Raw genomic sequence first — 22,065 nt, 5'->3', positions numbered from 1 at the left:
TTTGATCCATTGCCATTGTAGAAGAAAGAAAGGCGTGCGGCATGTAGCGGCAGATAGAACATAGGGCATGAAAAAAAGGCCTGTAAAAGGCCTTTTCAGAGAAGCGTATATGCAAAACGTCATATGTCAAAAGACAGATACACCATATCTGACCGAGTAAATGGCGGCTTGGGTTCTGTCCCTGACAGCCAGCTTGCTGATAATATTTGAAACGTGGTTTTTGACTGTGCCTTCTGTAATGTAAAGCTTTTCGGCAATTTCTTTGTTATTCAGCCCGTATCCCAGCTCAGCCAGAACTTCGATTTCGCGCTCGGTCAGGTCGAGCAGCTCGTTAGGTTTTTCTATCTCATTTATTCCTTTCAGCTGTTTTTCACGCTTCCATTCATTCAGCATTTGGGCAGTCAATTCCGGCGGAAGCACCATTCCGCCAGAATGAACAGTCATCACTGCTTTTACAATCGTATCTGCAGACATATCCTTCAGCAGATACCCGCTTGCTCCCTCTTCAAGCGCTTCAGCAATCAGCGCTGAATCCTTAAAGGTTGTCAGCATCAAAACCTTTACGCTTGGCAGCGAGCTTGTGATTAATTTTGTTCCCTCCACCCCGTTGGAAACCGGCATGCGGATGTCCATTAACACGATATCCGGCTCCAGCTCTTTCGCCTTTTCGAAGGCTTCCTGTCCGTTTCGCGCCGTTGCGATCACATCGAGCTCTTCTCGGAGCTGGAGCAGGGATGCCAGCCCTTCTCTGACGATATCCTGATCGTCGGTAATGATGATCTTAATCATGATAAACTCTCCTTTTGCTGCACGGGCCCGAAGCTCCATTTTTTATTGGCAAGTGAAAATTCTGCATTTACAGTAAATCCTTGATCCCGTTCGCTTTCAAAGCGGATCATTCCGCCATGCTCCGCTGCCCGCTTTTTCATATTCAAGAGACCAAAACCAAGTGCTGCCTCAGGATTGCCTTTGCCGTCATCCTTAATGACAAGGCTGATGCTGTCCGTTGTGCAGGCAAGCTGTATCGAACAGGCTGCGGCGCCGCCGTGCCGTTTGGCATTGGTCAGTGCTTCCTGCACCGTTCTGATCAGGGTCGGATGGAGAGACAGCGGGATGATTGCAGGATCACCGCTGACCGCAAATTCTGTTGTGACTCCTGCATTTTTGCAAAAGTCCTCTGTCAGCTGTTTCAGCGATTCGATTAGCGAAGGATCGTTTTCAGTTTGCAGAGTGCGTACTGATAAGCGGACATCATCAAGCGCTTCACGGGCAAGTGTTTCACAGACACCTACTGTCTCATCCGCTTTTTGGCTGTCTCTTTTTTGCCATTCACGCAAAAGCTGCAGCTGGACGAGAAGGGCCGTCATTTTATGCCCCACTGTATCATGGATTTCACGCGCCATTCTGTTCCGCTCGTAAATGGCAGTCAGCTCTTCAACCTGCTTCGCATATAAATGGAGCTCCTGATGTGCAGCAGACAGCGCCAGATGGGACTCCGTCAGTTCCTGAAACTGCTGTTTTGCCGTATCCTGCGCATCCAACAGCTTGCGGATTAATTTGCCCACGACACCGCAGAAGACAACGAATGTCATGCTAGTCAAATGATCAATGACAAATTCATTGCCGAACATCGCATATGTACGGATGAGGACGGTCAAAAATAAAATAGAGGAAAGACATAAGACAGACCATGCTGTTCTTTTAGGAAACCCCCGCAGAAAAAAGGCGACCGCAACCGGACAAAGCATAATAATGAACAAACCTGTGCCGGGAAAGATAAATCCGAACGAAAAGCCGATTGCAATATCAATCAGGCAGAACCAGATGGCATTTGTCTCTTTTGTCAGCAAAACATGATTGGCTGCATACATGGCAGCACCTGCTGCTATAAATACATATCCAAACCAGTTATCCTCTTTCACAATGGACAGATACATTAAACAGCTCACCATCAAGGTGAACATTCTCGTAAAAAAAAGAGCTTTCACGCTCATCACTCCCGATACCCAATTCCCTTCTTATCATACCTGCCTCAGGGCATTTTTGACAGGAGTTTCTGGAAAATAAAAACCGCATATGAACTTTATGTCATATGCGGCGCATTCCCTCATTTATTTAAATTCAACCCAAACTGACCCTTGGTTTGCCGAGCGCACGCAGTTCTCAATCCAGCGAATGCCCTCGATCCCTGCATCAATGTCAGGATAAACCAAGTTGTTCAAGATTTCTTCATCTTCACGGTTTTTGGCGTCTATCGCAATGGCAAATTTAAGATAAATATTGGCCCATGCTTCGGACAGCCCTTCGCTGTGTAAGGCGCCCAGTCGTTCATCGGCGTTGCAAACATCATCTAAATACGGCATGCCGCGAACGAGTGTCTGGCCCGGCTCTCCCTGCACTTCATACGTCAGTTCATTTGGCTTGCTGTCCCACCACTCAATGCTTGCCTTTGAGCCGACAATCCGGATTCTATGGCCATCCATACATCCGGCATTGATTGACGATGTCCACATCGTTCCGACCGCTCCATTTTCATAATGCATCAGCACATGGGCATTATCCTCTAGCGGTGCGCGGCTGCCGACGAAGCTCTGTCGGTCACACAGCAGCTCCTTAATTTTCATCTTTGGCATAATAAGCTGTGACATATAATACGTGTGGGTAGATAAATCGCCCAGCACAAAGCTTGGCCCGGCGATCGCAGGGTCGACACGCCATTTCTGTGCAGCGCTTATCTTTTCACCTTCATCTGTTGCACAAAAACCGTGTGTGTACTGCAAGTCAACCACGCGAATATCGCCGATCATTCCTTGTTCAATCATCGCACGCATTTGAAGAAGCATTTGATTGCCTGAAAAACCGTACGTCACGCCGACAATTTTCCCTTTTTTCTCTGCGAGCGCTTTGATTTCCTGCCCCTCTGCTGAAGTGAAGAACAGCGGTTTTTCACAGATGACATGCACTCCTGCTTCAAGCGCCGCCTTACAAATCTCATAATGAGTGCCGTTCGGAGTGGCAATCGATACTACCTCTATGCCATCCTGTCTTTTCGCTTCCTCGGCAAACATGGTTTGATAGTTGGGATAACAGCGTTCCGCATCCACTCCAAGGTTCACCCCGAAATCTTTTCCTCTTTCGGCATCGATATCAAAAGCGCCAGCAGTTAATTGAAAAGCAGTATTGTCTCTCAGCGCTCCAATACGATGTTTATATCCAACCTGGCTGAGCCGCCCGCCGCCTACCATTGCCCAGCGAAGCGGCTTAGAGATGATTCTTTCTCCATTTAGCATCATGAAAACCTCCTATTGGCTGATGGTTTGTTTTAAAGCTTCTACAGAAGTACGGATGCCCGCTTCAGGTGACATCGTCAGATCCTCCATTTCTAAAGAAACCTCACCTTCATATCCCATCATTTTTACAACTGAAAAAAATTCCTTCCACCACTGTAAATCCTGTCCACAGCCGACAGCTACGTAATTCCACGCCCGGTTTGCAGGATCTGTCACTTCTTTTGTTTCTAAAAGTCCGTTGACCGCCGATAAATATCTTTCAATTCTGACATCTTTCCCATGGACATGGTGAATGGCTGAGCCGAGCTCCCTTGCTGCGATGATCGGGTCTGCGCCCATCCATAACAAATGGCTCGGGTCAAGATTCAAACCGACCATCGGGCCGACTGCATTTCTGAGCCGAAAGAGAGTCTCAGGATTATAGACTAATTGAGAGCTGAAGTTCTCAAGCGCTATTTTCCCCACGCCGCAGGCCTCCGCTTTTTTGACAAGCTTCTTCCAATATGGGATCGCAACGTCTTCCCATTGATAGTTGAGGATATCTTTTAAAACGGGAGGCCAGCTTACTGTGTATGTGATCCAGTTCGGCACTTTGTCGTCCGGGCCGCCGGCTGGCAAACCGCTCATCATGATCACTTTTTTGACGCCTAATAATCCAGCCAGCTCCATCGTTTTGTCAGTTATGTCTCTGTGCGATTTGCCCAATTCACCCGGATCTAAAGGGTTCCCCGAGCAGTTTAATGCGCAAAGTGTCATGTTCCGCTTTTCCAGCGCTTGTGAAAATTCTTTTCTTTTTTCGCTGCTTTGCAGCAATTCATCAAGATTCAAGTGAGGTGCCGGCGACCAGCCCCCGGTTGTCATTTCAAGTGTATCGATCCCAAGCTTTGCGGCAAAATTGAGCATGTCTTCAAAAGGCAAATGCCCTAGGCTGTCTGTTACATAAGATAGTTTCATTGATAGATTCCTCCTGGTATCTCAGGTTACGATAAGTGAGTTGTTTGATTTTGGATTTCCTGATCAGCGCGGCGGCCATACTGGCGAAAGGAATGCTTAAGCTGTTCAAGTGACCGCCCTTTTGTCTCAGGCACATATTTTTTCACAAATAGAATCGCTAGGATATTCATAGCGACAAAGATAAAAAATGTCGCCGACATCCCAATATGATTGAGCAAAATGGGAAAGGTGAATCCAATGAGAAAGTTAGCTGTCCACAAGCAGAAGGTGCTGATCCCCATGCCAAGCCCCCGCACATGCATAGGAAAGATTTCCGAGAGCATCAGCCACGTCACCGTAGAAATGGCAGTCTGCTGAAACGCAAGAAACAAAATGGTCAAACTCAGCACAACATACGGCAGGGCGGGTGTTCCTTCAAGGACAATGGATAAAATCCCGATCAGCAGAAGGGCTGTCATCGTGCCAATCTGTCCGATGATCAGCATGGGCCGGCGACGGACTTTGCCGAGAAGCCATATCCCAAAAATGACCGCAATAACTGAAATAACACCGTTTGCAATATTGCCGATTAATGCAGCTTCTGTTTGAAAACCGGCTTCTCTCAGAATTTCTGTCCCATAGTACATAATCGAATTGACACCGGTAATTTGCTGTACGATGGCGATTCCAATCCCAATGAATAGAATGCGCCTTATCCACGGCTCTTGAAAATCATGAAAGCCGGCCTTTTTTGCTGTGCCCTCAATCGCATGTTTGATTTCTTTTATTTCCTGCTGTGCCTGACTGTCTTCACGGATTTGCCGAAGCACCCGCAGGGCGTCACCCATTCTGCCTTTAGCTGCCAGCCAGCGCGGGCTTTCAGGCACGATGAGCATTCCGAACCATAACACAACAGCCGGAAGTGTCGCGATGACCAGCATATACCGCCATACATTTGCGCTCTCCCCCATTGTGCTGCCAATAATGGCGTTAAAGGTGTATGCCAGAAGCTGGCCAATTACGATCATCAGTTCATTTTGTGTCACGATTCGTCCCCTGCGTTCTGCCGGCGAAATTTCCGCTAAAAAGGTTGGAACCGTTACAGAAGCGCAGCCAACCGCCAGTCCAAGCAGAAAACGAAAGGCAATCATCACGGACGCGTTTGGTGAAAAGGTACAGCCAAGTGTGGCTGCGATGAAGAGTAAGGCTAAATAAAGGATCGTTTTTCGGCGGCCGTGCCGATCGGACAGACGTCCTCCAAACATCGCCCCGAAGGCTGCCCCGAGAAGCAGGGAACTCGCAACCAGTCCTTCTGTAACAGGTGTAAGATTCAGCTGACCTGCAGTTGCCATAAAAGGAAGTGCCCCATTAATGACACCCGTATCATAACCGAACAACAGGCCGCCGAATGTAGATACCAATGTAATCGTTCGTAAAAGCCCTTTATGAGCTAAGCTTTCTTTTCCTATTACAGCCTCTTTCTTTTTTGTACTCACGGCTTTCTTCCCCTTCTTTCAAGAATGGCAGAGCACCCGACACCAAGCATAAGCCAATGCATCCCTCCTTCAGCAATACCCCTTGTTGTAACCGCTTTCTAAAAAGATTATAAGACAACGAGATTTCTCGCGTCTTTATCATATGAAGACATTGTTTTGTCATTTCAGGACATCTTATTCGTGCGGCTTGGCCTGTTCGATTTTTTGAAAAGGTTTATTGATTTGAAATGCGGTCATTTTTGAGTCTTTATAAAGGGAGCGGAAAAGCCCTGGAGAGCTGCCGATTTTAGCGGAAAAGACGCGAGTGAAATAATGTACTGAGAAACCGATTTCTTCCGCTATTTCTTTAATCGACAAATTCGTTGATTTCAGCAGTTCGGCAGCTTTGTTTATTTTTTCATTTTGGACAAATTCTGAGTAGCTGACGCCCAGTTCTGCTGCAAATAAACGTGATAAATGCCTCCCTGAGATATGAAAGTGGCTAGCGACATCCGTCAGCTTTAACGGCTGTGACAGATTGTCTTTTATGTGCAGTTTCACCTCTGTCAGCAAAGCAGAAGATGTGTGAATGGGCTGCTTTTGTTTCGGGCGTTGGGCGTACGGGAGAAAGGTTTGGATTAATGACAGGATCAATGCATGCGACAAATGAGATAGGATCTCTTTGTCAAAAGCATTGACAGGTTGCGCTGCTTGCAGCATTAACGTTTTCCAAAGCAGGCCCGGCGGTTCGCCATCTTTCAATTGCATTGTGATAAAGGGGCTTTGTTTCACTTCTTCCATCACTTTGATCCATTCGGCGCTTGACTGATCCTCGCTCAGCTCGAAAGCGACGTAAAAAAGGAACAGCCCTGTTTCACTTTTGATTTGGTGCAAATGCTCCGGCTTTGACAAAAAAATCGTCTGTTCACGAAGCGGATATGTACGATCGCCTTCAAGGTAATATCCTTCACCTCTTACCACGTAACAAATTTCATAAAAGGAATGCTTATGAAGCAGTGTGTTATAGTGGTTCGTCATCGCTCCCCAGTAGTGGACGTAAAATGAAACATCCTTTTGCTCTAAGCGATGCACATATTGATTTAATGCTATTTTGCCCGTCACAAGGTGGTTGAGTTCCATGTAAACGCCTCCTAACAAGTTGGTTCTCTCATCATAACAAGGCGGACAAAAATAAAAAATCCCCCTGCCGTTATTTCGGCAAGGGGATTGCAGTTAAATCACAAATGTAATATAGGCGCCGGAAACAGGGTCTTTCACACGAAAGCTGTTTTCCGTCTCTTCAATCGAATACCCGGCATGTTTGACTCGGTTTGCCACCAAATCCAGCTCCTCTTGGTGGGGCAGGACAACAGTATAATAATCTAGTCCGCTGGCATTTGTCGGTTTAGGCGGCGCATTTCTTCCCGCCCAAATGTTTAAGCCGATATGATGGTGGTACCCCCCGGCTGAAACGAAGAGGGCGGACATGCCCGCATAGTTTCCGACAATGTCAAAGCCCAGTACATCTGTATAAAACGCCTTTGCTTCTTTCAAATCACTGACATGCAGATGAATGTGTCCGATGATTGTATCGTTCGGAAGCGATGTTTTCCGCTCATCTCCTGCCTCTTCCAGAAGGCCCTCAATGTCAACAGCGGTTGTCGTCATGACGTAGTTTCCTTCCCGATCACGCTGCCACGTGCTGCGGGGGCGGTCAGCGTACATTTCAATGCCGTTTCCGTCAGGATCAGACAGGTAGAGCGCTTCGCTGACAGCATGGTCTCCATGTCCGATAGCAATGCCGTGTTCAATCAGGCGGGCGAGCGCGATCCCAAGTTCTTTCCTGTCCGGAAGAAGAATCGCAAAGTGATAAAGGCCTGTCACAGACCGTTCAGGCAAGACGACAGCGCTCGGATTTTCTTCAAGAATAAGCAGTACGCGTTTCCCGTCAGCCGTTAATTCCGCTTGGCGGTCCGTCTTTTTTAAGACTTGAAAACCGATGACGTTACAGTAGAACTGAAGCGAACGCTCCAGACTGCGAATTGTGAGTTTGGCATAGCCAATGTGTGTATCCTCATGAATGCTGGTCATGCTGCATGCCTCTTTTCTTATGCTGAAACGTTTCCGTTCTTTTTTCCTTTAAACACAAATGGGTCCAGCGCCAGGAATCGACTTCCAGTAAGCGCCAGGTGAATGGATGTCAAAAGCAGAAGGTAATCAAATTCTGCATTGCCCATGAATGGCGCTTTCAGCTTAACAGTGATGATGGCGCCGATCAGTGTAAGAGCGAACAGTACACCGACAATACGTGTAGCCAATCCGAAGAAGACAAGCACTCCGCCAATCAGTTCAATCGCTGCGATGACATACGCCATAAAGCTTGGAAGGCCTATGCTGCCGAAAAATTGGATGGTGCCCTCCATTCCCTGAAACTTTGATAAACCGTGAACAAAAAAGATAATACCTGTAATAACTCTTAAAAGTAATGTGCCAATTTCAAATGATTTATTCATTTTATCCTCCTTGATAAATGTTATCACTTACTTAATGTAAGCTAGTATATATACATAACTTGTTTACGTCAAGTAATTTTGTTACATTTTACGAAAATGAAATAAAAGTACTATAAAACTGTAACAAAAAAAGACCTCTGTGCAGGACAAAGGTCTATTTCTCAAATTGGCTTTCATATAAGTCACTGTAAAATCCTTTTTGCCGAATCAGCTCGTCATGGCTGCCTTTTTCAATCATTTCACCGTTTTTTAGCACCACAATCTGGTCCGCTCTTTGAATAGTGTTCAGCCTGTGGGCAATGATGACGCTTGTTCTTCCTTCCATTAAACGGGCGAGCGCTTCTTGAATGTTGACTTCTGTAACGGTATCAATGTTGCTTGTCGCTTCATCCAAAATGAGAAGAACCGGATCGGCAAGCACCGCCCTCGCTATAGAAATCAACTGCTTCTGCCCTTGACTGATGCCCGAACCGTTTTGCGTCAGTACGGTGTCATACCCTTTTGGCAGCCTTTCAATAAAACTATGGGCATTCGCTGTTTTTGCAGCGGCTTCGACTTCCTGATCAGAAGCATCAAGCCTGCCGTAGCGAATGTTTTCTCTGATCGTTCCCTGAAATAAGAAAGAATCCTGAAGAACAAACCCCATGTTTTTTCTTAGGCTTGCTCTAGTAAGGGTTTTAATATCTGTACCATCGATTAAAATTTTTCCATCGTTAGGCTCGTAAAAACGGGCGAGAAGGTTAGTGACGGTTGTCTTCCCCGCCCCCGTCGGTCCTACAAACGCGATGGACTGCCCCGCAGGCACGGTAAACTGTAAATGCTTCAGTGTCTGCTGCCCTTTATCGTAACCGAAGGACACATCCCGGAATTCAATGCTGCCTGTTTGGATGGGCTGATGCACGGCGTTCTTTTCATCCTCGCGCTCTTCTTTTTCATCAAGCACGTCAAACACCCGTTCAGCGCCGGCGATTGCGGACAGCATCGTATTAAACTGGTTGGCCAGATCGTTTAAAGGGCGTGTAAATTGTCTTGAATACTCGGCAAAGACAACGATGGAGCCGATCGAGATCCAGCCTTTCAGCGCAAACAAACCGCCGATTGCCGCAATCATTGTAAAGCTTAAGTTATTCAAAGAGTTCATGACCTTCGGAATAAACCCGGAAATCGTCTGCGCCCAAAAGCCCGACGTCTTGAGTGCAGCGTTTTTTTCGAGGAATTCAGCAGTAATCTGCTTCTCACGTGAATATGCTTTGATGACCTTTGCGCCTGAAACAGATTCCTCAATATACCCATTCAGATCACCAAGGTTTTTCTGCTGTTCTTTAAACAGCTTTCCCGTTCGGTTGGTGATCCATTTCAGGCTCGCTGCCATCACCGGAATAATGGTCAGCGTAATCAAAGTAAGGAGCGGGCTCATGTACAGCATCACCGCAATCGTCCCGACAAAGGTGATCACACTTGACAAAATTTGAATGACTGACGTGTTTAAGGTAGAACTGACATTTTCGATGTCATTCGTCACCCGGCTCATCAGCTCGCCGTGCCGCTGTTTATCAAAAAATGGAATCGGCAGCTCATGCAGATGGGTGAACAATTCGCTTCTCATTCTGAAAACCGTGCCCTGCGAGATCGTAATCATCCAATAGTTTTGAAACCAAAGCGACAGGGACTGAATGATATAGATAGCGAGCAGAAGAAGCAAAACAGGAATCAAGCCGCTGACCGTTTTCCCGACGATAAAATGGTCGATGGCCTTTCCGATCACAAAGGGACCAAGGAGTCCGAATATGGCGCTGATGACAACCATTAGCATGACAAGTATGAGCAGTCCTTTTCTTTCAGCCAAGTAAGACCAGATTCGTCTCAGTGTGCCCTTTGTATCCTTTGCTTTCGCCCGCTTTTTCGCGCCTTCTTTTTTGTCAATTGGCAGTTTGGGATATTGGAAAGGCTTGCGGATGTCTTTTAGCATGACTCGCTCCCCTCCCTTCCGAATTGTGACTCGTAAATGCGCTTGTATAACTGAGATTCAGAAAGCAGCTCACTGTGAGTGCCTTTTTCAATCAGTTCGCCGTCCTCAAGCAGCAAAATCTGATCAGCTTTCATCGCCGTGGTTATTTTTTGTGTAATGATCAAAGTTGTGCAATGGTATGTGCTGATTGCTTCAAGCAGCTTCGCCTCCGTTTGCAGATCAAGCGCGCTTGTGCTGTCATCTAATAGAAGGATAGCCGGTTTTCGAATCAGCGCCCGCGCAATGGAAATCCGCTGCTTTTGGCCGCCGGACAGGTTGACGCCTCTTTGCCCCAAAACAGTGTCATATCCATTTGGGAGCTTTAAAATCGTTTCATGAATTTGCGCAAGTTTTGCCGCATCCATTATTTCATCTAGTGAAGCATTTTCTTTGCCCCAAGCGATGTTTTCTTTGATTGTGCCGGAAAACAAGAGGACTTCCTGCGGTACATATCCAATTTGCCTGCGCAGCCCTTCAGCCGGAATATCTTGAACCGGCTTTTCATCTATGTAAATGCGGCCTGAATCCGGCTGATAAAGCCGCGGAATGAGCTGAAAAAGCGTGGACTTGCCCGAGCCCGTCGCACCGAGAATCGCGATCGTTTCTCTTGGCTTTGCGGAAAATGAGACATTCCTGAGCGCTTCTCTGTCCATTTCAGGATAGCGAAAGGATACATGCTGAAACTCAATCCGTCCTGACAAACGATCAGATATGGTGCCTTCCTCCCGCTCGTCGCCTTCTGTTTCAAGCACCTCACCGATTCTATCCCCTGAAGCCTTCGCCCGGGTGAAAATCATAATCAAAAACGGAAACATCGAAAGCGCGCCTGTAATTCGTGTTGCGTAGTTAATTATCGCAACAACATCGCCAACCTGAGTGCTTCCGCTCGTAATACTGTAGGACCCCGCCCACAAAATCAAAAGGATGCAGAGATTCATCAGCAGCATCAGTACAGGCATCGTGAATTCCACAAGCTGAAAGGCCGAAACCGTTTTTTCCATCAGCCTTGTGTTGGCTTTGATAAATCGTTTGACTTCGTGGCTGCCGCGAAGCAGCGCTTTGATCAGCTTGATTGCAATTAAATTTTCCTGCATGATGGTGTTCACTTGATCCAGCCTTTTCTGCACTGAGCGGAACAGTGCCCCGCCTTTCCTTAATACCCATAGCAAAAACAAGATCAGGATCGGAATGGTCACAAGCAGAAAAAACCCGAGTTTCACATTAACGGCAAGCGACAGCACAATGCCGCCTGCAATCATTAAGGGAGCCCGCAGCATAAACCGCAAACTCATAAAAATCATATTTTGAACCTGTGTGACGTCGTTTGTCAGCCTTGTAATATAAGAAGAGGACGAAAACTGTCCAAATGTGGAATAGGAGAAGGACTGGATTTTTTGAAAAAGCCCTTTTCTCGTATCATAGGAAAAGCTTTGGCTGACATGGGCGGCATAAAAGGAATTCAGCATCCCCGCCGCAAAGGATAACACGGTCAGCCCGATCATGACCGTGCCCCATATCCATACATGCCGCAGATCTTGCTTCAATATCCCATCGTCGATGATTTTTGCAATCAATAAAGGCTGCATCAGTTCAACTGCAAGCTCCGTCAGCATAAGAATCAGAGCAATTCCCGCCAGCAATGAATATGGTTTTAAAAACGACAAAGCCTTTTGCATGTAAAAGCCTCCAAACCCCTTTTTACTCGATTGTCTCTTTCTTTACTTTACTATGGCGGTCTTTTTGACGGCAAACGAAAACCCTCCCGAAAAGGAGGGCAGTCTTTATTGATTCAATATTTTTTCCACACGCTCCCGCATCTGCGGCACGCTTAATCCGATAATTACCTGAAACGCCTTCCCGTTCCTGACAACGCCGTGTGCGCCAAGCGCGCGGAATACGCTGTCGGGTTCAACCTTTGTTTCATCCTTGACACTGACTCTGAGGCGGGTGGCGCAGTTTGTGACTTCAGTGATGTTGTCTTTTCCGCCCAGCGCTTCAATATACAGAAAAGCGGTGTCATCAGCCGTTTCAGCAGCGGAGGCCGTTTCATCCTTGTTTTTTCGTTCTCTGTATTCCTTTTTCGAATATAGCTTTGTTTCCTGCTGTTCATCCTTTTCCCGTCCTGGTGTAGCGATATTGAATTTGAGGATTAAAAATCTGAAGACGAAAAAATAAATTGCTGTAAACGAGAGCCCGATCAAAATTTGATACACATATGTCATACCGTGGCTGCCAAAGAGCGGAATCCAGTTCAAGGTTACCGCCTCAATCAGTCCGCCTCCCATATTTCCGACGACGCCGGCCATATACATAACTGTCGACATTGTGGCGGCAAGCACGGCGTGAACCGCAAATAAGAAAGGTGAAATGAATAAGAACGTAAACTCAATCGGCTCTGTAATACCGGCGACAATCGCTGTCAGTGTGACAGGAATCAGCAGCCCTGCGACGAGTTTTTTCTTTTCCTTTTTGGCTGTCACATAAAAAGCCAGGGCGATACCCGGAATACCGAAGATTTTCGAGTTGCCGTGAAGCGCGAATCCGCCTTGCGGAAAGAGCTCCTTCAGCGGTTTGGCGCTTTGCGAATATTCGCCGAGATGCTGTGCCCAATACGTGACGATCCCGCCTTCCGCTACAGCCGGGCCATAAATAAACGGCGTGTAAATAAAGTGATGAAGGCCGGTCGGAATTAAAATCCGTTCCAAAAACGTGTATATCCAAACGCCCACCGCCCCAGAAGCAACCAGGAAGCTTTGAAGCGAGCCGATTCCCGATTGAACCATCGGCCAAATATAAGACACAGCCAACGCAATTGGGATCATAATAAAGAAGGAAATCATCACGATATATGTTGAGCCTTGAAAGATGCCGAGAAAATCGGGCAGTTTTTTATCAAAATAGCGATTATGCAAAAAGACGACAATCGAAGAAATAAAGATGGCTCCGATGATGTTGGTATCGAGCGTTTTTATGCCCGCAATCATCGTTAACCCGCTCGTTCCGCCGACCTCTTGATTCATGTCGACGCCAAATGCTCCTCCCCATACCGTCAATATCGCGCTGACAAAATAGTTGAATGTCAGGTAGACAGTAAGCGCTTCCAAACAGGCGCGTGCCTGAGCTTTCTTCGCCAAAGCAACCGGGATGCCAATGGCGAATAAGAGCGGCATTTGGTTAAAAACAGTCCAGCCGCCCTGCTCAATGATATACCAGCACTGATACCAAAAACCGTCAGGATCGGCGAGCGGTCCCATGAGGGTTTTATTTTTAAAGAGCGTGCTGATACCGACGATAATGCCGGCGAACGCGAATAATAAAACAGGCACAAACATCGCGCTTCCAAAGCGCTGAATTTTTTGCATCATACCAGAACCCCCTGCTACTCATTGTCATTTTTTTCTGCCTCTTTGTAATCAACATATGCGCGGAACAATGCTTCGCCAACGAGAAAAAACGGTGCAAAAGCGACAATTTCCGTTCTATCGCTTAATGTCACAGGTTTGCTTGTCGCATAAAGATTATGCGGAGTCAGCTGGGCGAGGACATTGTTTTTTAAATTCGTAATGGAAATAAAGGGAATACCCTTTGCAGAAAGCATTCTTGCCTGAGGAATCAGCTCCGGTGTTTCTCCGGAAAGAGAAATGATGATAAACAGATCGTTCACTTTAAAATCATCGCGCATCAAATTAAATTCATTTGTGTCTTCAATCAAAATAAGATAGCGATGGCGCGGAATAAACATTCTTTGCAGGTCGCGGGCGCATATCTTTTGCGCATTTCCAGAACCGTAGACGAAAATGCGGTCAGCTGCATCAATCAGCTGGCACATGTCCGTCATGTCCTTTGTCCGTAAAAACTTCAAATTTGCTTCAATATCATCAAGCAGCTTTTCAAAACTCATACTCTCGCCTTCTTCCGGCTGATCTTCCCACTTTAAAAAGACGCGAAATTCACTGTAACCGCTGAAACCGAGCTTTTGGGCAAGCCGTAAAATTGAGGAACGCGATACACTGCAAGCTTTGGCCAGCGCGTCGATTCCAAGGTGATAGCATGTGTGCTTATGATTCAATATATATTTTAAAATATGAAAATCGTTGTCATTCAATTTGCTGTAGTGCTGATTGATCAGTTCTTCGAGCTGCATATCAGATCCCCCCATTTTCTTTCTATTATATACAATTACAGATTCGAAAATGGGGGAATTTCATTTATGATATGCGGGTTGGGCTTTGATCAAGCTCAGGCCAGAAGTCTTTGTTGGCCTCCACTAAATCCTCAAGAATGAGTCTTGCCACACGCGCGTTCGGCACTGTTTTTGACAGGATCAGCGCCTGCCACAGCTTTTGGAACGATTTCTCTGCCCACGCTTCAACAGTCAGCTTCTCAACGGATACCTGCTGCTCCATGAGCCCTTTCTGGAATTGCGGAATGGTGCCAACGGTAATCGGTTCAGGTCCATTTGAGCCGACGATGCATGGCACCTCAACCATCGCAGTCGGGTCAAAGTTCGCAATTGCACCGTTATTTTCAACAATCAACAGCATTCTTTCACCTGTGTTGTAGGCAATCGCCCGGGCAAGATCAACGATATACGATGCGTGGTCATCGATTTTAATTTCGCTGTTTTCCGAGGACTGTTCACGTGTGATCATGTCACATTGGCTGAAAATAAAAGCTTCGCGCCCTTCCATGACTTCATTCGCCCGCGTATGATTCGGATTTGATTTTTTCACCATATCATCTGGGAACAAATAATATTGCAAATACGTATTCGGCAGTGTGTCAGGATCTGCAGCCTGCACGTCACGCGCTTTGGCGAACGTGTCATTCCAGCTTGCCTCCACAGCTTCAGCCTCTGTTTTCGGAATATAACCGTATTGGGATACATGTTCCTTCAGCTTCGGCATTAAATCGTTGCCCTCTTGATCCTGAATCGATGTCCACCAGCCGAAATGATTCAATCCGTAATAGCGGACCTTCATTTCTTTTCTTGAGGATAAGCCAAGAATTTGCGCCATCCGGTCTTCGATCCCAACCGGCATATCACAGATATTGAGAATTTTAGAATTCGGTCTAAGGCGTCTCGTAGCTTCAGCCACAATTGCCGCCGGATTGGAATAATTGAGCATCCACGCATCAGGCGAGTATTTTTCCATGTAATCTAATATTTCAAGCACACCGCCGATCGAACGCATACCGTATGCGATCCCGCCCGGCCCGCACGTCTCCTGGCCGACAACTCCGTACTTTAACGGAATTTGCTCATCAAGCGCGCGCATCGCGTATTTCCCTACTCTGATGTGCGCCATAACAAAATCGACATCTGTAAAAGCTTCTTCCGGGTCAGTCGTCGCTGCAAATTCAATATCCGGCGCTTTTTCTCTGATAAAAACGTCACAGGCGCCTGCAATTCGATCCTGTCTCTCCTTATCATTATCATACAGCTTCAGCTTTCTGATCGGAAACTCCTCCAAATGGTCCAAGAGCATGAGTACGATCCCTGGAGTGAAAGTGCTCCCTCCGCCCGCTATTACGATTGAGAATGATTTTTTCTTCATATGACGACCTCCTTGATAACGTTTACAATTCCATTTATACCATGAGATAGCTCGTCCCGTAACACGTTTGGCGCACTTAGGTCATTTGATCAACTTTAGTGTTTTTTCCCATAGAGCGGGAAATTTCTCATTTGCCTTATGTCTGAGAGATTTGGTTTTTTTACCTTTTTTGTAATCTTAAAGTCTCACCAACTGTGAATTTTAAGTGAATATACGCCCTTCCAATTCTTATGAAAAGGTTCTTTTGTACGATTCGGATACATGCCGAATTATTTATAATCATTTATATAAAACATCCAATTGTGCGTGAATTTAGAAAAGGCAGGGGACAAAAGTTGGACTCATATAAAGTCATTGAGCTGGCAAACAAGTATAGTGCGGCCGCAGAAGAGGTCAGAAGCTCCAAAATGCTGCTTGAATCCCGGTTATCTGCATTGGGAGATGCTTGGCAGGGCAAAGCAAGAGATTCGTTTGACCAGGATTTCGAGGAAACGAAAGCCGCCTACGATCAATTCGAACAGGAGCTGCTTGAAACAAGCCAAGAGCTGAAGGCTGCCGCTGTCAAAATAGAAGAACGAAAAGCTGAAATTGCCAGAATGGAAGAACTGGAGCGTAAAGCAAGAGAGGAAAGACATAAACTCGGGAGGTGAACGGTGTGTCAGGAAACATTGCAGTTGATCCGGATAAGCTCGAACAGCTTGCAAATGATGTAGTCACTGAATTAACTGATATGGAAAACAAATATAAGGACCTGCATGTGGAGCTGGGGCAGATGATTTTGCAATGCGATCCCCGCTACAGCAGCTGTTTTTCTGGAGTGGGCGATGCGTGGAGCTCAGGAAAGGCGCTCGTCACTAAGCTGAGTGACAATGAGATTTTCATCAGAAAAACAGGCGATAAATTTGTGGAACAAGATGATATTTTGCGAAAGCTCTACAATGCCTACGACAAATACGGTACGATGACAAGCTTAACCGCTCTTATGCTGACGCAGGGAAAATATTACGGATTAGGGCTTACGAAATTTGTGAAACAACCAAGCGGCTTGCATACAGCCCAGCACTCAAAACTGCTCTTGGATATTTCCAGGGCCGTTGACAGCTCACGTTATCAAAAAGCGGCAAGAGTGCTTTTGAATCCTAAATATTTGTTGAAAAAGACAAACCGTCCATTTTCAGATTTGGTACATAAAAAGTTTACAAAATACTTTCCTCAGGACACGGTGGATTTTTCAAACAGCGTCAGAAGCTACACAAAAGGATTTCTTAATGAAGCCGGCGTACGCTCCACTTTGAAGGATGTGGGAAAAACGGGCTTGAGATTCGCGAAAGGAAATGCCATTACCGCCACACTGATTACCGGAGCGACCGAAACATTCGGAGCAGGCGTGAAAATTGCTGAAAATTATGCAAAATACCAGGACAAACCCGAAGTTCTCAAGCGTGAAAACGCCAAGGCCGTCGGGAATGCTGTGAATAATACGATTTTTGTTGCCGGCGGTGCCACAGCTGGTGCTGTTGTGGGCGGTGCAATTGGAAGCTTTGCAGGACCTGTGGGTACTGTCCTTCTTGGGGCAGCAGGTTCATACATTGGCGGAGTCGTCGGAGAACAAATCGCCAAATATACAGCCGGTTTTGCCGAAAAAGCAGCCTTAAAGCTGAAAGAACCGATCCATGCTGTCGTTGATACAGCCAAAAAAGGACTGGAATCAGCCGGCAAAGTCGTCAAATCAGTGAATGACGGCATAGATGCGGCGAATAAAACGATACATAAAGGGATAGACAGTGCGAAAAAAGGAATGGAAAAAGCAAAGAAAACAGCGGATTCGCTCATACACGGCGCAACCCATTTCCTTAAAGGGAAATTTTCATTTGGATAGGAGAATAAACAATGAAGCAGTTTACAATCAGTATAGAAGAACTCTTGTTTTGTTTTTACAGCGAAGGGTTTTTCGAACAGGGAATGGCCTTAAAACAAGCCTATTTTCCCGAAATAGAAGATGAACAGCTCGGCGCTTTGTTCGAAGCAGCTTGCCGCTCACTCTTAGCTAAGGATGCAGCGGAATATCGGAACCATCAATATCGGTTAAAGGACGAGTACTGTCCGTTTATCCATGTATTAAACGACGCTGACTATACAGTGAAGCTTTCTAAATTTAACGGGCAAGGCGCCGAACAGAATGTGTCCTGCCATGTATCAAAATTCGGCACCTACTCTCACGAACTCCTTTTTGATGAACAAGTCCATCGCATTACAAAAATGGAATCAAGTGAAGGGTTACTTGCTAAGACAGATGAGTTTTTACATATAATAGATACAGAGGATAAAAGAGAATCGATTGTGACATTGACATCAAATGAATTTGAAAAACTCTTGGAGGGCGCTTCAGACAACCCTTCATATCTAAAAGAGTTCCTTGAAAAACATGACCACCAAGAGGACGTTACCCGATTTGCAAATGATCTGGCTTTGCGGAAAGGGAAAATGGATACACTTATGCGTCTGGCATATGGCAAAGATAACACTCCTGAAGTGGCTGACATGGCATTCGTCCTGCCGGGGGCCCACCATACTTGGCTTGTCACAGGCATCACCCAGAATGAATTTTCTATCCTCCCTGCTCATAAGGATGTTGTAAATCAAATCATTTCAAAATGATAAGAATTGAATTAACAAAAGGAGAAAAGCATTGAAAAACCAAGAAATCATTGAAGTCAAAAGCAAAATGTTCCTGAGAATATGGGCTTTTGTCGGATCTGCCGGTATAGGATTAGCATGTTTGTGGCTCTTTTATATGGGTATTACGTTTCAAACGAAATATTACCTATTAGCCATTCCTGCTGGCTTTCTGTTCACCTTGTTTTGTTTATATTTATTTATCATCTTCTTTCCGGCTTTCACCCCGCGGGGAAATACCATTTTCCGCATCAAGACAGGAAAAAATGGAGAAGTGTTCACTGACAAAGTGTCTGTTACGTTTACTGATATCAAGAAAATTGAGATGAGCCGCCATAAATTTAGTCTAAAAGGAATTTTCCAAGAAGATATATTGATCCAAACTGTTGATCAGAAGACCATTCGCATTCCCACTTGGAACATCATTCCGAATCCGTTGTTTTTCGAAGCGGTTGAACGCTATATCCTTCCACATCTGAATGAAGAGGCGAAAAGCAATTGGATCGGACAGTTTACAGACATCCAACGCAGTGCGTATTTGAAGGAATTTGAGAATCATCCGAAGCTTTAGGGGCAGCACATGATTGAAGTAAAAAGCATGATGTTTCTAAGGGCTTGGCTGTTCCTCGCTACAGGGGGCGCCTTTATTGTGGGAGTCTGGCTGGTGGCTGAAGCTCTCACGTTTGAATCTAAATATGCCCTGCTTTATTTGGGCGGCGGATTACTGGCGATAATTTATGGATTGATCACATTCTTTATGGCTTTTCCTGCGTTCACAAGCCGTGGAAATGTCATTTTCAGCATAAAGACCGGACCTAGTGGCGAGATCTTCTCGAGAAAGCGCAGCGTGCTGTTTTCCGAGGTGAAGCGGCTTTATATGGGACGCCATCAATACAGTTTGAAAGGGATCTTTTTTGAGGATATTATCATAGAGAAAACAGACGGCAAAATCGTTCGAATCCCGACCTGGAACATCATCGCGAATCCGCTGTTTTTCGAAGCGGTTGAACGCTATATCCTTCCCCATTTGAATGAAGAGGCTCAAAACAATTGGATCAGCCAATTTACAGAGGTTCAGCGAAAAGCGTATTTGAAGGAATTTGAGAATCATCCGAAGCTTTAAAAGCTCCCCTCCTCTATAATGAAAGATAAATGCAAATTGAGGAGTGCTCATGATGCTGATTACCATTCTTTTATTTCTCGCGGCAGGGCTTGCCGAAATTGGCGGCGGATATCTGGTTTGGCTATGGCTGAGAGAGGCAAAGCCAGCCGGCTACGGAATCGCCGGGGCGCTGATCCTCATTGTATACGGCATTCTTCCGACGTTTCAGTCCTTCCCATCTTTCGGCCGTGTATACGCCGCTTATGGCGGAGTATTCATCGTGCTTGCGGTCCTGTGGGGATGGCTTGTTGACCGAAAAACACCTGATCTGTATGACTGGATCGGCGCATTCATTTGTCTCATCGGTGTCTGTGTCATTTTATTTGCGCCGCGCGGATAACAAAATGGCCTGCTTATGAAGCGGGCCATTTTTGTTTAATCCTCTTTTAAGCTGTTCAGCTGCACTTCATGCTCCTCTTGCGGTTCGTCAAGCGGATAAATTCTTGCTGTTCCAGTTTCTTCATTTACGTGCTGAATGTAAATAGGAACGCCGTTATATGTTACTTTCTTCATGTCGGGAGATTCTACAATTTCTTTCGCCCTTTGAATATTCATCGTAACACCCTCCTTCAATACATAACGTTTCCATTTCCTGAAGGAAGTATGCTTTATGATTCAGCGGACAAGTTGAATTTTTTCAGGCGTTTGTAGAAAGTGCTTCGGGGGATCCCGCTGATTTTTGCGGCTTGAGAGACGTTTCCTTTTGCAGATTCAAGCGCTTTGATCATCATATCCTTTTGGATTTGCTCACGAAAAGTAAGCACGCCGGCAGCAGCCGGCTTTTTTTCTGCAGAGCTGGCCGGCAATCCAGCGGCTTCCAGTAAAGCGGGAAGCGATTCATCTCTCAGCCGGCCGTCCGGAAATCTGATAGAAAGACGTTCAAACACATTAAACAGCTCGCGGATATTCCCCGGCCACTTCCATTGCTTCAGCACATTACAAAAATCAGAAGGAAGATCGCCTGGCCAATGATTCTTCTGTTTGTAGTACTCAAAGAGATCCGGGATATCCTCGGTGCGATCGCGTAATGGAGGGAGTTCAATTGGATAGACATGAAGACGGTAAAACAAGTCCTCTCTGATTTTTCCGTTTTCGGCAAGCTCGCGTAAATCACAATGTGTGGCGGCAATAACTCTGATATCAACCGGAATTTCTTTCGTCCCGCCGATTGGCGTTATCTTGCGTTCCTGAAGCACCCGTAAAAGTGCAACCTGCATCGAGTGGGAAATTTCTCCGATTTCATCTAAAAATAATGTGCCTTGATTCGCTTTTTGAAAGGCGCCTTTATAGCCATTTCGTTTCGCTCCCGTAAAAGCGCCCTCTGCATATCCGAACAGTTCGCTTTCAATCAAATCAGACGGAATCGCTCCGCAATTGACAGCAACAAACGGACCGTGCCGTCTCTCACTGTTCTCATGAAGCGCGCGAGCCGCGACCTCCTTCCCCGTACCCGTTTCACCCGACAAACAGACCGATGCATCCGTCGCAGCTGCTCGTTCAAGGTGCATCAGCATCGCTTGCGATCGGCCGCTTTGCCCGATCACTCCATTGAATCGAAACGCCTTCTTTTTCTTTTGTTCCGAAAGATAAAAACAAGTGCCGCCATCTCCTATGGTGACAGCATTTTCGATTGAATAGCCCCGTTCCTTCAACTCGTACAGGTGCCGGCCCTGCCAATCCGGCATTGAGGTTCGAATCGGCATGCTCGCACTGATGATGTGCTGCTTGGTATTACAGAGCACCATCGGCACACTGGATGCAGCTCTCTCCCCAAAACGGCTGATCAGCTCCAGCTCTTTCTCACGGCTTTTAGCTGCGAGTTCCCGTTCAGCGGCATAGGCAATCGCCGTGGCAATACCAAGCATATGAGGATGCGCGCCTGCCGCCGGGCATGATATGTCAATTACACCCGCAAGGCTGCCATCCTCATGGTGAATCGGAGCAGCTGAACAGTTCCAAAGATGGGAAGCGATAGAGTAATGCTCTGATCCTTGTATTGCAACCGGCTCGCTGATGTGGAGCGCCGTGCCAATCGCATTTGTTCCGACAGCCGTTTCTGTCCAGCATGCCCCTTCGACGAAATTGATGCGTTTGGCTTCATAGAGCGCGCGCGGATGGCCGTCCAATGCCAGAACAACACCGTCTGAATCAATTAACAGCGCCATCATTTCCATTTCTTTTATGGCAGGCAGCAGTTTTTCGAGGTAAGGCTTTGCGGTCGTCAAGAAGAATGAATGTTTTTTTGACTGCTGATCCAGCTCCGTTTGCTGTAAAACCTTCGGGCCTTTTTCTAAATAAGGATTGACCTCAGCTTTTTTGCAGCGATGCCATGACTCTGCAATCCGTTTTCTTAATCGGGCTTCGTCAAGCACACCGTCTTTCACAAAACGTTTCCAGGTTTGCAAATCGTTTGGGACCGAATTCATTTCCTTGATCGCTCCTCCCTTACA

At 46.3% G+C, this 22,065-nt stretch carries 21 protein-coding genes; 6 read left to right on the top strand and 15 right to left on the bottom strand.

Annotation, left to right across the window (positions count from 1 at the left end; all coding sequences use genetic code 11):
- Nucleotides 1-126: 126 nt before the first annotated feature.
- From lnrK to glvA, 13 genes are all read right to left on the bottom strand, one after another.
- Nucleotides 127-789: a two-component system response regulator LnrK gene (gene lnrK / locus MHB62_RS04375; protein ID WP_003242530.1), complete on the bottom strand. Its 663-nt coding sequence runs from the start codon at nt 787-789 to the stop codon at nt 127-129.
- Nucleotides 786-1,988, bottom strand: coding sequence for a two-component system sensor histidine kinase LnrJ (gene lnrJ, locus MHB62_RS04370; RefSeq protein WP_009966811.1), 1,203 nt, complete (start codon nt 1,986-1,988; stop codon nt 786-788). Before lnrJ ends, lnrK begins: the two co-directional genes overlap by 4 nt.
- A gap of 123 nt (nt 1,989-2,111) precedes the next feature.
- Entirely contained in the window at nt 2,112-3,293 is a 1,182-nt protein-coding gene (locus MHB62_RS04365) for a Gfo/Idh/MocA family protein (protein WP_010886447.1), read from the bottom strand.
- Nucleotides 3,294-3,302: 9 nt separating this feature from the next.
- The gene (locus MHB62_RS04360; protein ID WP_003244504.1) at nt 3,303-4,244 is read right to left on the bottom strand and encodes a sugar phosphate isomerase/epimerase; all 942 of its coding nucleotides are present in this window, start codon (nt 4,242-4,244) and stop codon (nt 3,303-3,305) included.
- Between the two features lie 26 nt (nt 4,245-4,270).
- Entirely contained in the window at nt 4,271-5,719 is a 1,449-nt protein-coding gene (locus tag MHB62_RS04355; protein ID WP_080287658.1) for a sugar porter family MFS transporter, read from the bottom strand.
- A gap of 174 nt (nt 5,720-5,893) precedes the next feature.
- Nucleotides 5,894-6,838, bottom strand: a complete 945-nt coding sequence (locus tag MHB62_RS04350; RefSeq protein ID WP_003243004.1) for a helix-turn-helix domain-containing protein — start codon at nt 6,836-6,838, stop codon at nt 5,894-5,896.
- Between the two features lie 93 nt (nt 6,839-6,931).
- Complete coding sequence (catE, locus tag MHB62_RS04345) at nt 6,932-7,789, bottom strand: catechol 2,3-dioxygenase (RefSeq protein ID WP_003233597.1); 858 nt, start codon at nt 7,787-7,789, stop codon at nt 6,932-6,934.
- 17 nt (nt 7,790-7,806) lie between these two features.
- Nucleotides 7,807-8,211, bottom strand: a complete 405-nt coding sequence (gene catD, locus MHB62_RS04340) for a DoxX family oxidoreductase CatD (RefSeq protein ID WP_003244204.1) — start codon at nt 8,209-8,211, stop codon at nt 7,807-7,809.
- A 154-nt stretch (nt 8,212-8,365) separates the two neighbouring features.
- Nucleotides 8,366-10,180, bottom strand: a complete 1,815-nt coding sequence (locus MHB62_RS04335; protein ID WP_003244082.1) for an ABC transporter ATP-binding protein — start codon at nt 10,178-10,180, stop codon at nt 8,366-8,368.
- Nucleotides 10,174-11,895, bottom strand: coding sequence for an ABC transporter ATP-binding protein (locus MHB62_RS04330; protein WP_003243936.1), 1,722 nt, complete (start codon nt 11,893-11,895; stop codon nt 10,174-10,176). The genes MHB62_RS04335 and MHB62_RS04330 overlap by 7 nt, the downstream gene beginning before the upstream one ends.
- Nucleotides 11,896-12,000: 105 nt before the next feature.
- Nucleotides 12,001-13,584: a PTS maltose transporter subunit IIBC gene (malP, locus tag MHB62_RS04325; protein WP_003233606.1), complete on the bottom strand. Its 1,584-nt coding sequence runs from the start codon at nt 13,582-13,584 to the stop codon at nt 12,001-12,003.
- A 14-nt stretch (nt 13,585-13,598) separates the two neighbouring features.
- Nucleotides 13,599-14,363, bottom strand: coding sequence for a MurR/RpiR family transcriptional regulator GlvR (glvR, locus tag MHB62_RS04320; protein WP_003233607.1), 765 nt, complete (start codon nt 14,361-14,363; stop codon nt 13,599-13,601).
- 64 nt (nt 14,364-14,427) lie between these two features.
- On the bottom strand, nt 14,428-15,777 hold the full coding sequence (gene glvA / locus MHB62_RS04315) for a maltose-6'-phosphate glucosidase (protein ID WP_003244008.1): 1,350 nt from the start codon (nt 15,775-15,777) through the stop codon (nt 14,428-14,430).
- 335 nt (nt 15,778-16,112) lie between these two features.
- On the opposite strand from glvA, the gene MHB62_RS04310 reads away from it, so the two are divergent.
- From MHB62_RS04310 to MHB62_RS04285, 6 genes are read left to right on the top strand one after another with little or no spacing between them, the layout of a single operon-like run.
- On the top strand, nt 16,113-16,427 hold the full coding sequence (locus tag MHB62_RS04310) for a WXG100 family type VII secretion target (RefSeq protein ID WP_003243177.1): 315 nt from the start codon (nt 16,113-16,115) through the stop codon (nt 16,425-16,427).
- Nucleotides 16,428-16,432: 5 nt separating this feature from the next.
- Nucleotides 16,433-17,656, top strand: coding sequence for a hypothetical protein (locus tag MHB62_RS04305; protein ID WP_032723008.1), 1,224 nt, complete (start codon nt 16,433-16,435; stop codon nt 17,654-17,656).
- Between the two features lie 11 nt (nt 17,657-17,667).
- Nucleotides 17,668-18,435 carry a hypothetical protein gene (locus MHB62_RS04300; protein ID WP_003243767.1) on the top strand — a complete coding sequence of 256 codons (768 nt, stop codon included), beginning with the start codon at nt 17,668-17,670 and terminating at the stop codon, nt 18,433-18,435.
- A 31-nt stretch (nt 18,436-18,466) separates the two neighbouring features.
- Complete coding sequence (locus tag MHB62_RS04295; RefSeq protein WP_032723007.1) at nt 18,467-19,024, top strand: YfjD family protein; 558 nt, start codon at nt 18,467-18,469, stop codon at nt 19,022-19,024.
- A 9-nt stretch (nt 19,025-19,033) separates the two neighbouring features.
- Nucleotides 19,034-19,576 carry a YfjD family protein gene (locus MHB62_RS04290; protein WP_032723006.1) on the top strand — a complete coding sequence of 181 codons (543 nt, stop codon included), beginning with the start codon at nt 19,034-19,036 and terminating at the stop codon, nt 19,574-19,576.
- 49 nt (nt 19,577-19,625) lie between these two features.
- Nucleotides 19,626-19,955 (top strand): YnfA family protein, encoded by a 330-nt coding sequence (locus MHB62_RS04285; protein ID WP_010886445.1) that lies wholly within the window; start codon nt 19,626-19,628, stop codon nt 19,953-19,955.
- Nucleotides 19,956-19,990: 35 nt separating this feature from the next.
- Here MHB62_RS04285 and MHB62_RS04280 read toward each other — a convergent pair whose 3' ends face one another.
- Together MHB62_RS04280 and acoR are read right to left on the bottom strand one after the other, a co-directional pair.
- Nucleotides 19,991-20,170 (bottom strand): small acid-soluble spore protein H, encoded by a 180-nt coding sequence (locus tag MHB62_RS04280; RefSeq protein WP_003244276.1) that lies wholly within the window; start codon nt 20,168-20,170, stop codon nt 19,991-19,993.
- A 53-nt stretch (nt 20,171-20,223) separates the two neighbouring features.
- On the bottom strand, nt 20,224-22,041 hold the full coding sequence (gene acoR, locus MHB62_RS04275) for an acetoin dehydrogenase operon transcriptional activator AcoR (protein ID WP_003244100.1): 1,818 nt from the start codon (nt 22,039-22,041) through the stop codon (nt 20,224-20,226).
- Between the last annotated feature and the right edge of the window lie 24 nt (nt 22,042-22,065).

The sequence above is a fragment of the Bacillus sp. FSL K6-0255 genome (genome assembly GCF_045040725.1).
GTDB lineage: Bacteria > Bacillota > Bacilli > Bacillales > Bacillaceae > Bacillus > Bacillus subtilis.
Note: the sequence above shows the minus strand (reverse complement) of the source record. Positions and strands in the feature narration are given on the sequence as shown.

What these genes read in the sequence shown, in the direction of transcription:
- catD (WP_003244204.1), bottom strand. Translation starts at nt 8,211, where the DNA reads ATGAATAAATCATTTGAAATTGGCACATTACTTTTAAGAGTTATTACA.
- MHB62_RS04285 (WP_010886445.1), top strand. Translation starts at nt 19,626, where the DNA reads ATGATGCTGATTACCATTCTTTTATTTCTCGCGGCAGGGCTTGCCGAA.
- acoR (WP_003244100.1), bottom strand. Translation starts at nt 22,041, where the DNA reads ATGAATTCGGTCCCAAACGATTTGCAAACCTGGAAACGTTTTGTGAAA.
- MHB62_RS04350 (WP_003243004.1), bottom strand. Translation starts at nt 6,838, where the DNA reads ATGGAACTCAACCACCTTGTGACGGGCAAAATAGCATTAAATCAATAT.
- MHB62_RS04330 (WP_003243936.1), bottom strand. Translation starts at nt 11,895, where the DNA reads ATGCAAAAGGCTTTGTCGTTTTTAAAACCATATTCATTGCTGGCGGGA.
- MHB62_RS04290 (WP_032723006.1), top strand. Translation starts at nt 19,034, where the DNA reads ATGATTGAAGTAAAAAGCATGATGTTTCTAAGGGCTTGGCTGTTCCTC.
- lnrK (WP_003242530.1), bottom strand. Translation starts at nt 789, where the DNA reads ATGATTAAGATCATCATTACCGACGATCAGGATATCGTCAGAGAAGGG.
- MHB62_RS04280 (WP_003244276.1), bottom strand. Translation starts at nt 20,170, where the DNA reads ATGAATATTCAAAGGGCGAAAGAAATTGTAGAATCTCCCGACATGAAG.
- MHB62_RS04365 (WP_010886447.1), bottom strand. Translation starts at nt 3,293, where the DNA reads ATGATGCTAAATGGAGAAAGAATCATCTCTAAGCCGCTTCGCTGGGCA.
- glvA (WP_003244008.1), bottom strand. Translation starts at nt 15,777, where the DNA reads ATGAAGAAAAAATCATTCTCAATCGTAATAGCGGGCGGAGGGAGCACT.
- MHB62_RS04360 (WP_003244504.1), bottom strand. Translation starts at nt 4,244, where the DNA reads ATGAAACTATCTTATGTAACAGACAGCCTAGGGCATTTGCCTTTTGAA.
- catE (WP_003233597.1), bottom strand. Translation starts at nt 7,789, where the DNA reads ATGACCAGCATTCATGAGGATACACACATTGGCTATGCCAAACTCACA.
- MHB62_RS04300 (WP_003243767.1), top strand. Translation starts at nt 17,668, where the DNA reads ATGAAGCAGTTTACAATCAGTATAGAAGAACTCTTGTTTTGTTTTTAC.
- MHB62_RS04335 (WP_003244082.1), bottom strand. Translation starts at nt 10,180, where the DNA reads ATGCTAAAAGACATCCGCAAGCCTTTCCAATATCCCAAACTGCCAATT.
- malP (WP_003233606.1), bottom strand. Translation starts at nt 13,584, where the DNA reads ATGATGCAAAAAATTCAGCGCTTTGGAAGCGCGATGTTTGTGCCTGTT.
- glvR (WP_003233607.1), bottom strand. Translation starts at nt 14,363, where the DNA reads ATGCAGCTCGAAGAACTGATCAATCAGCACTACAGCAAATTGAATGAC.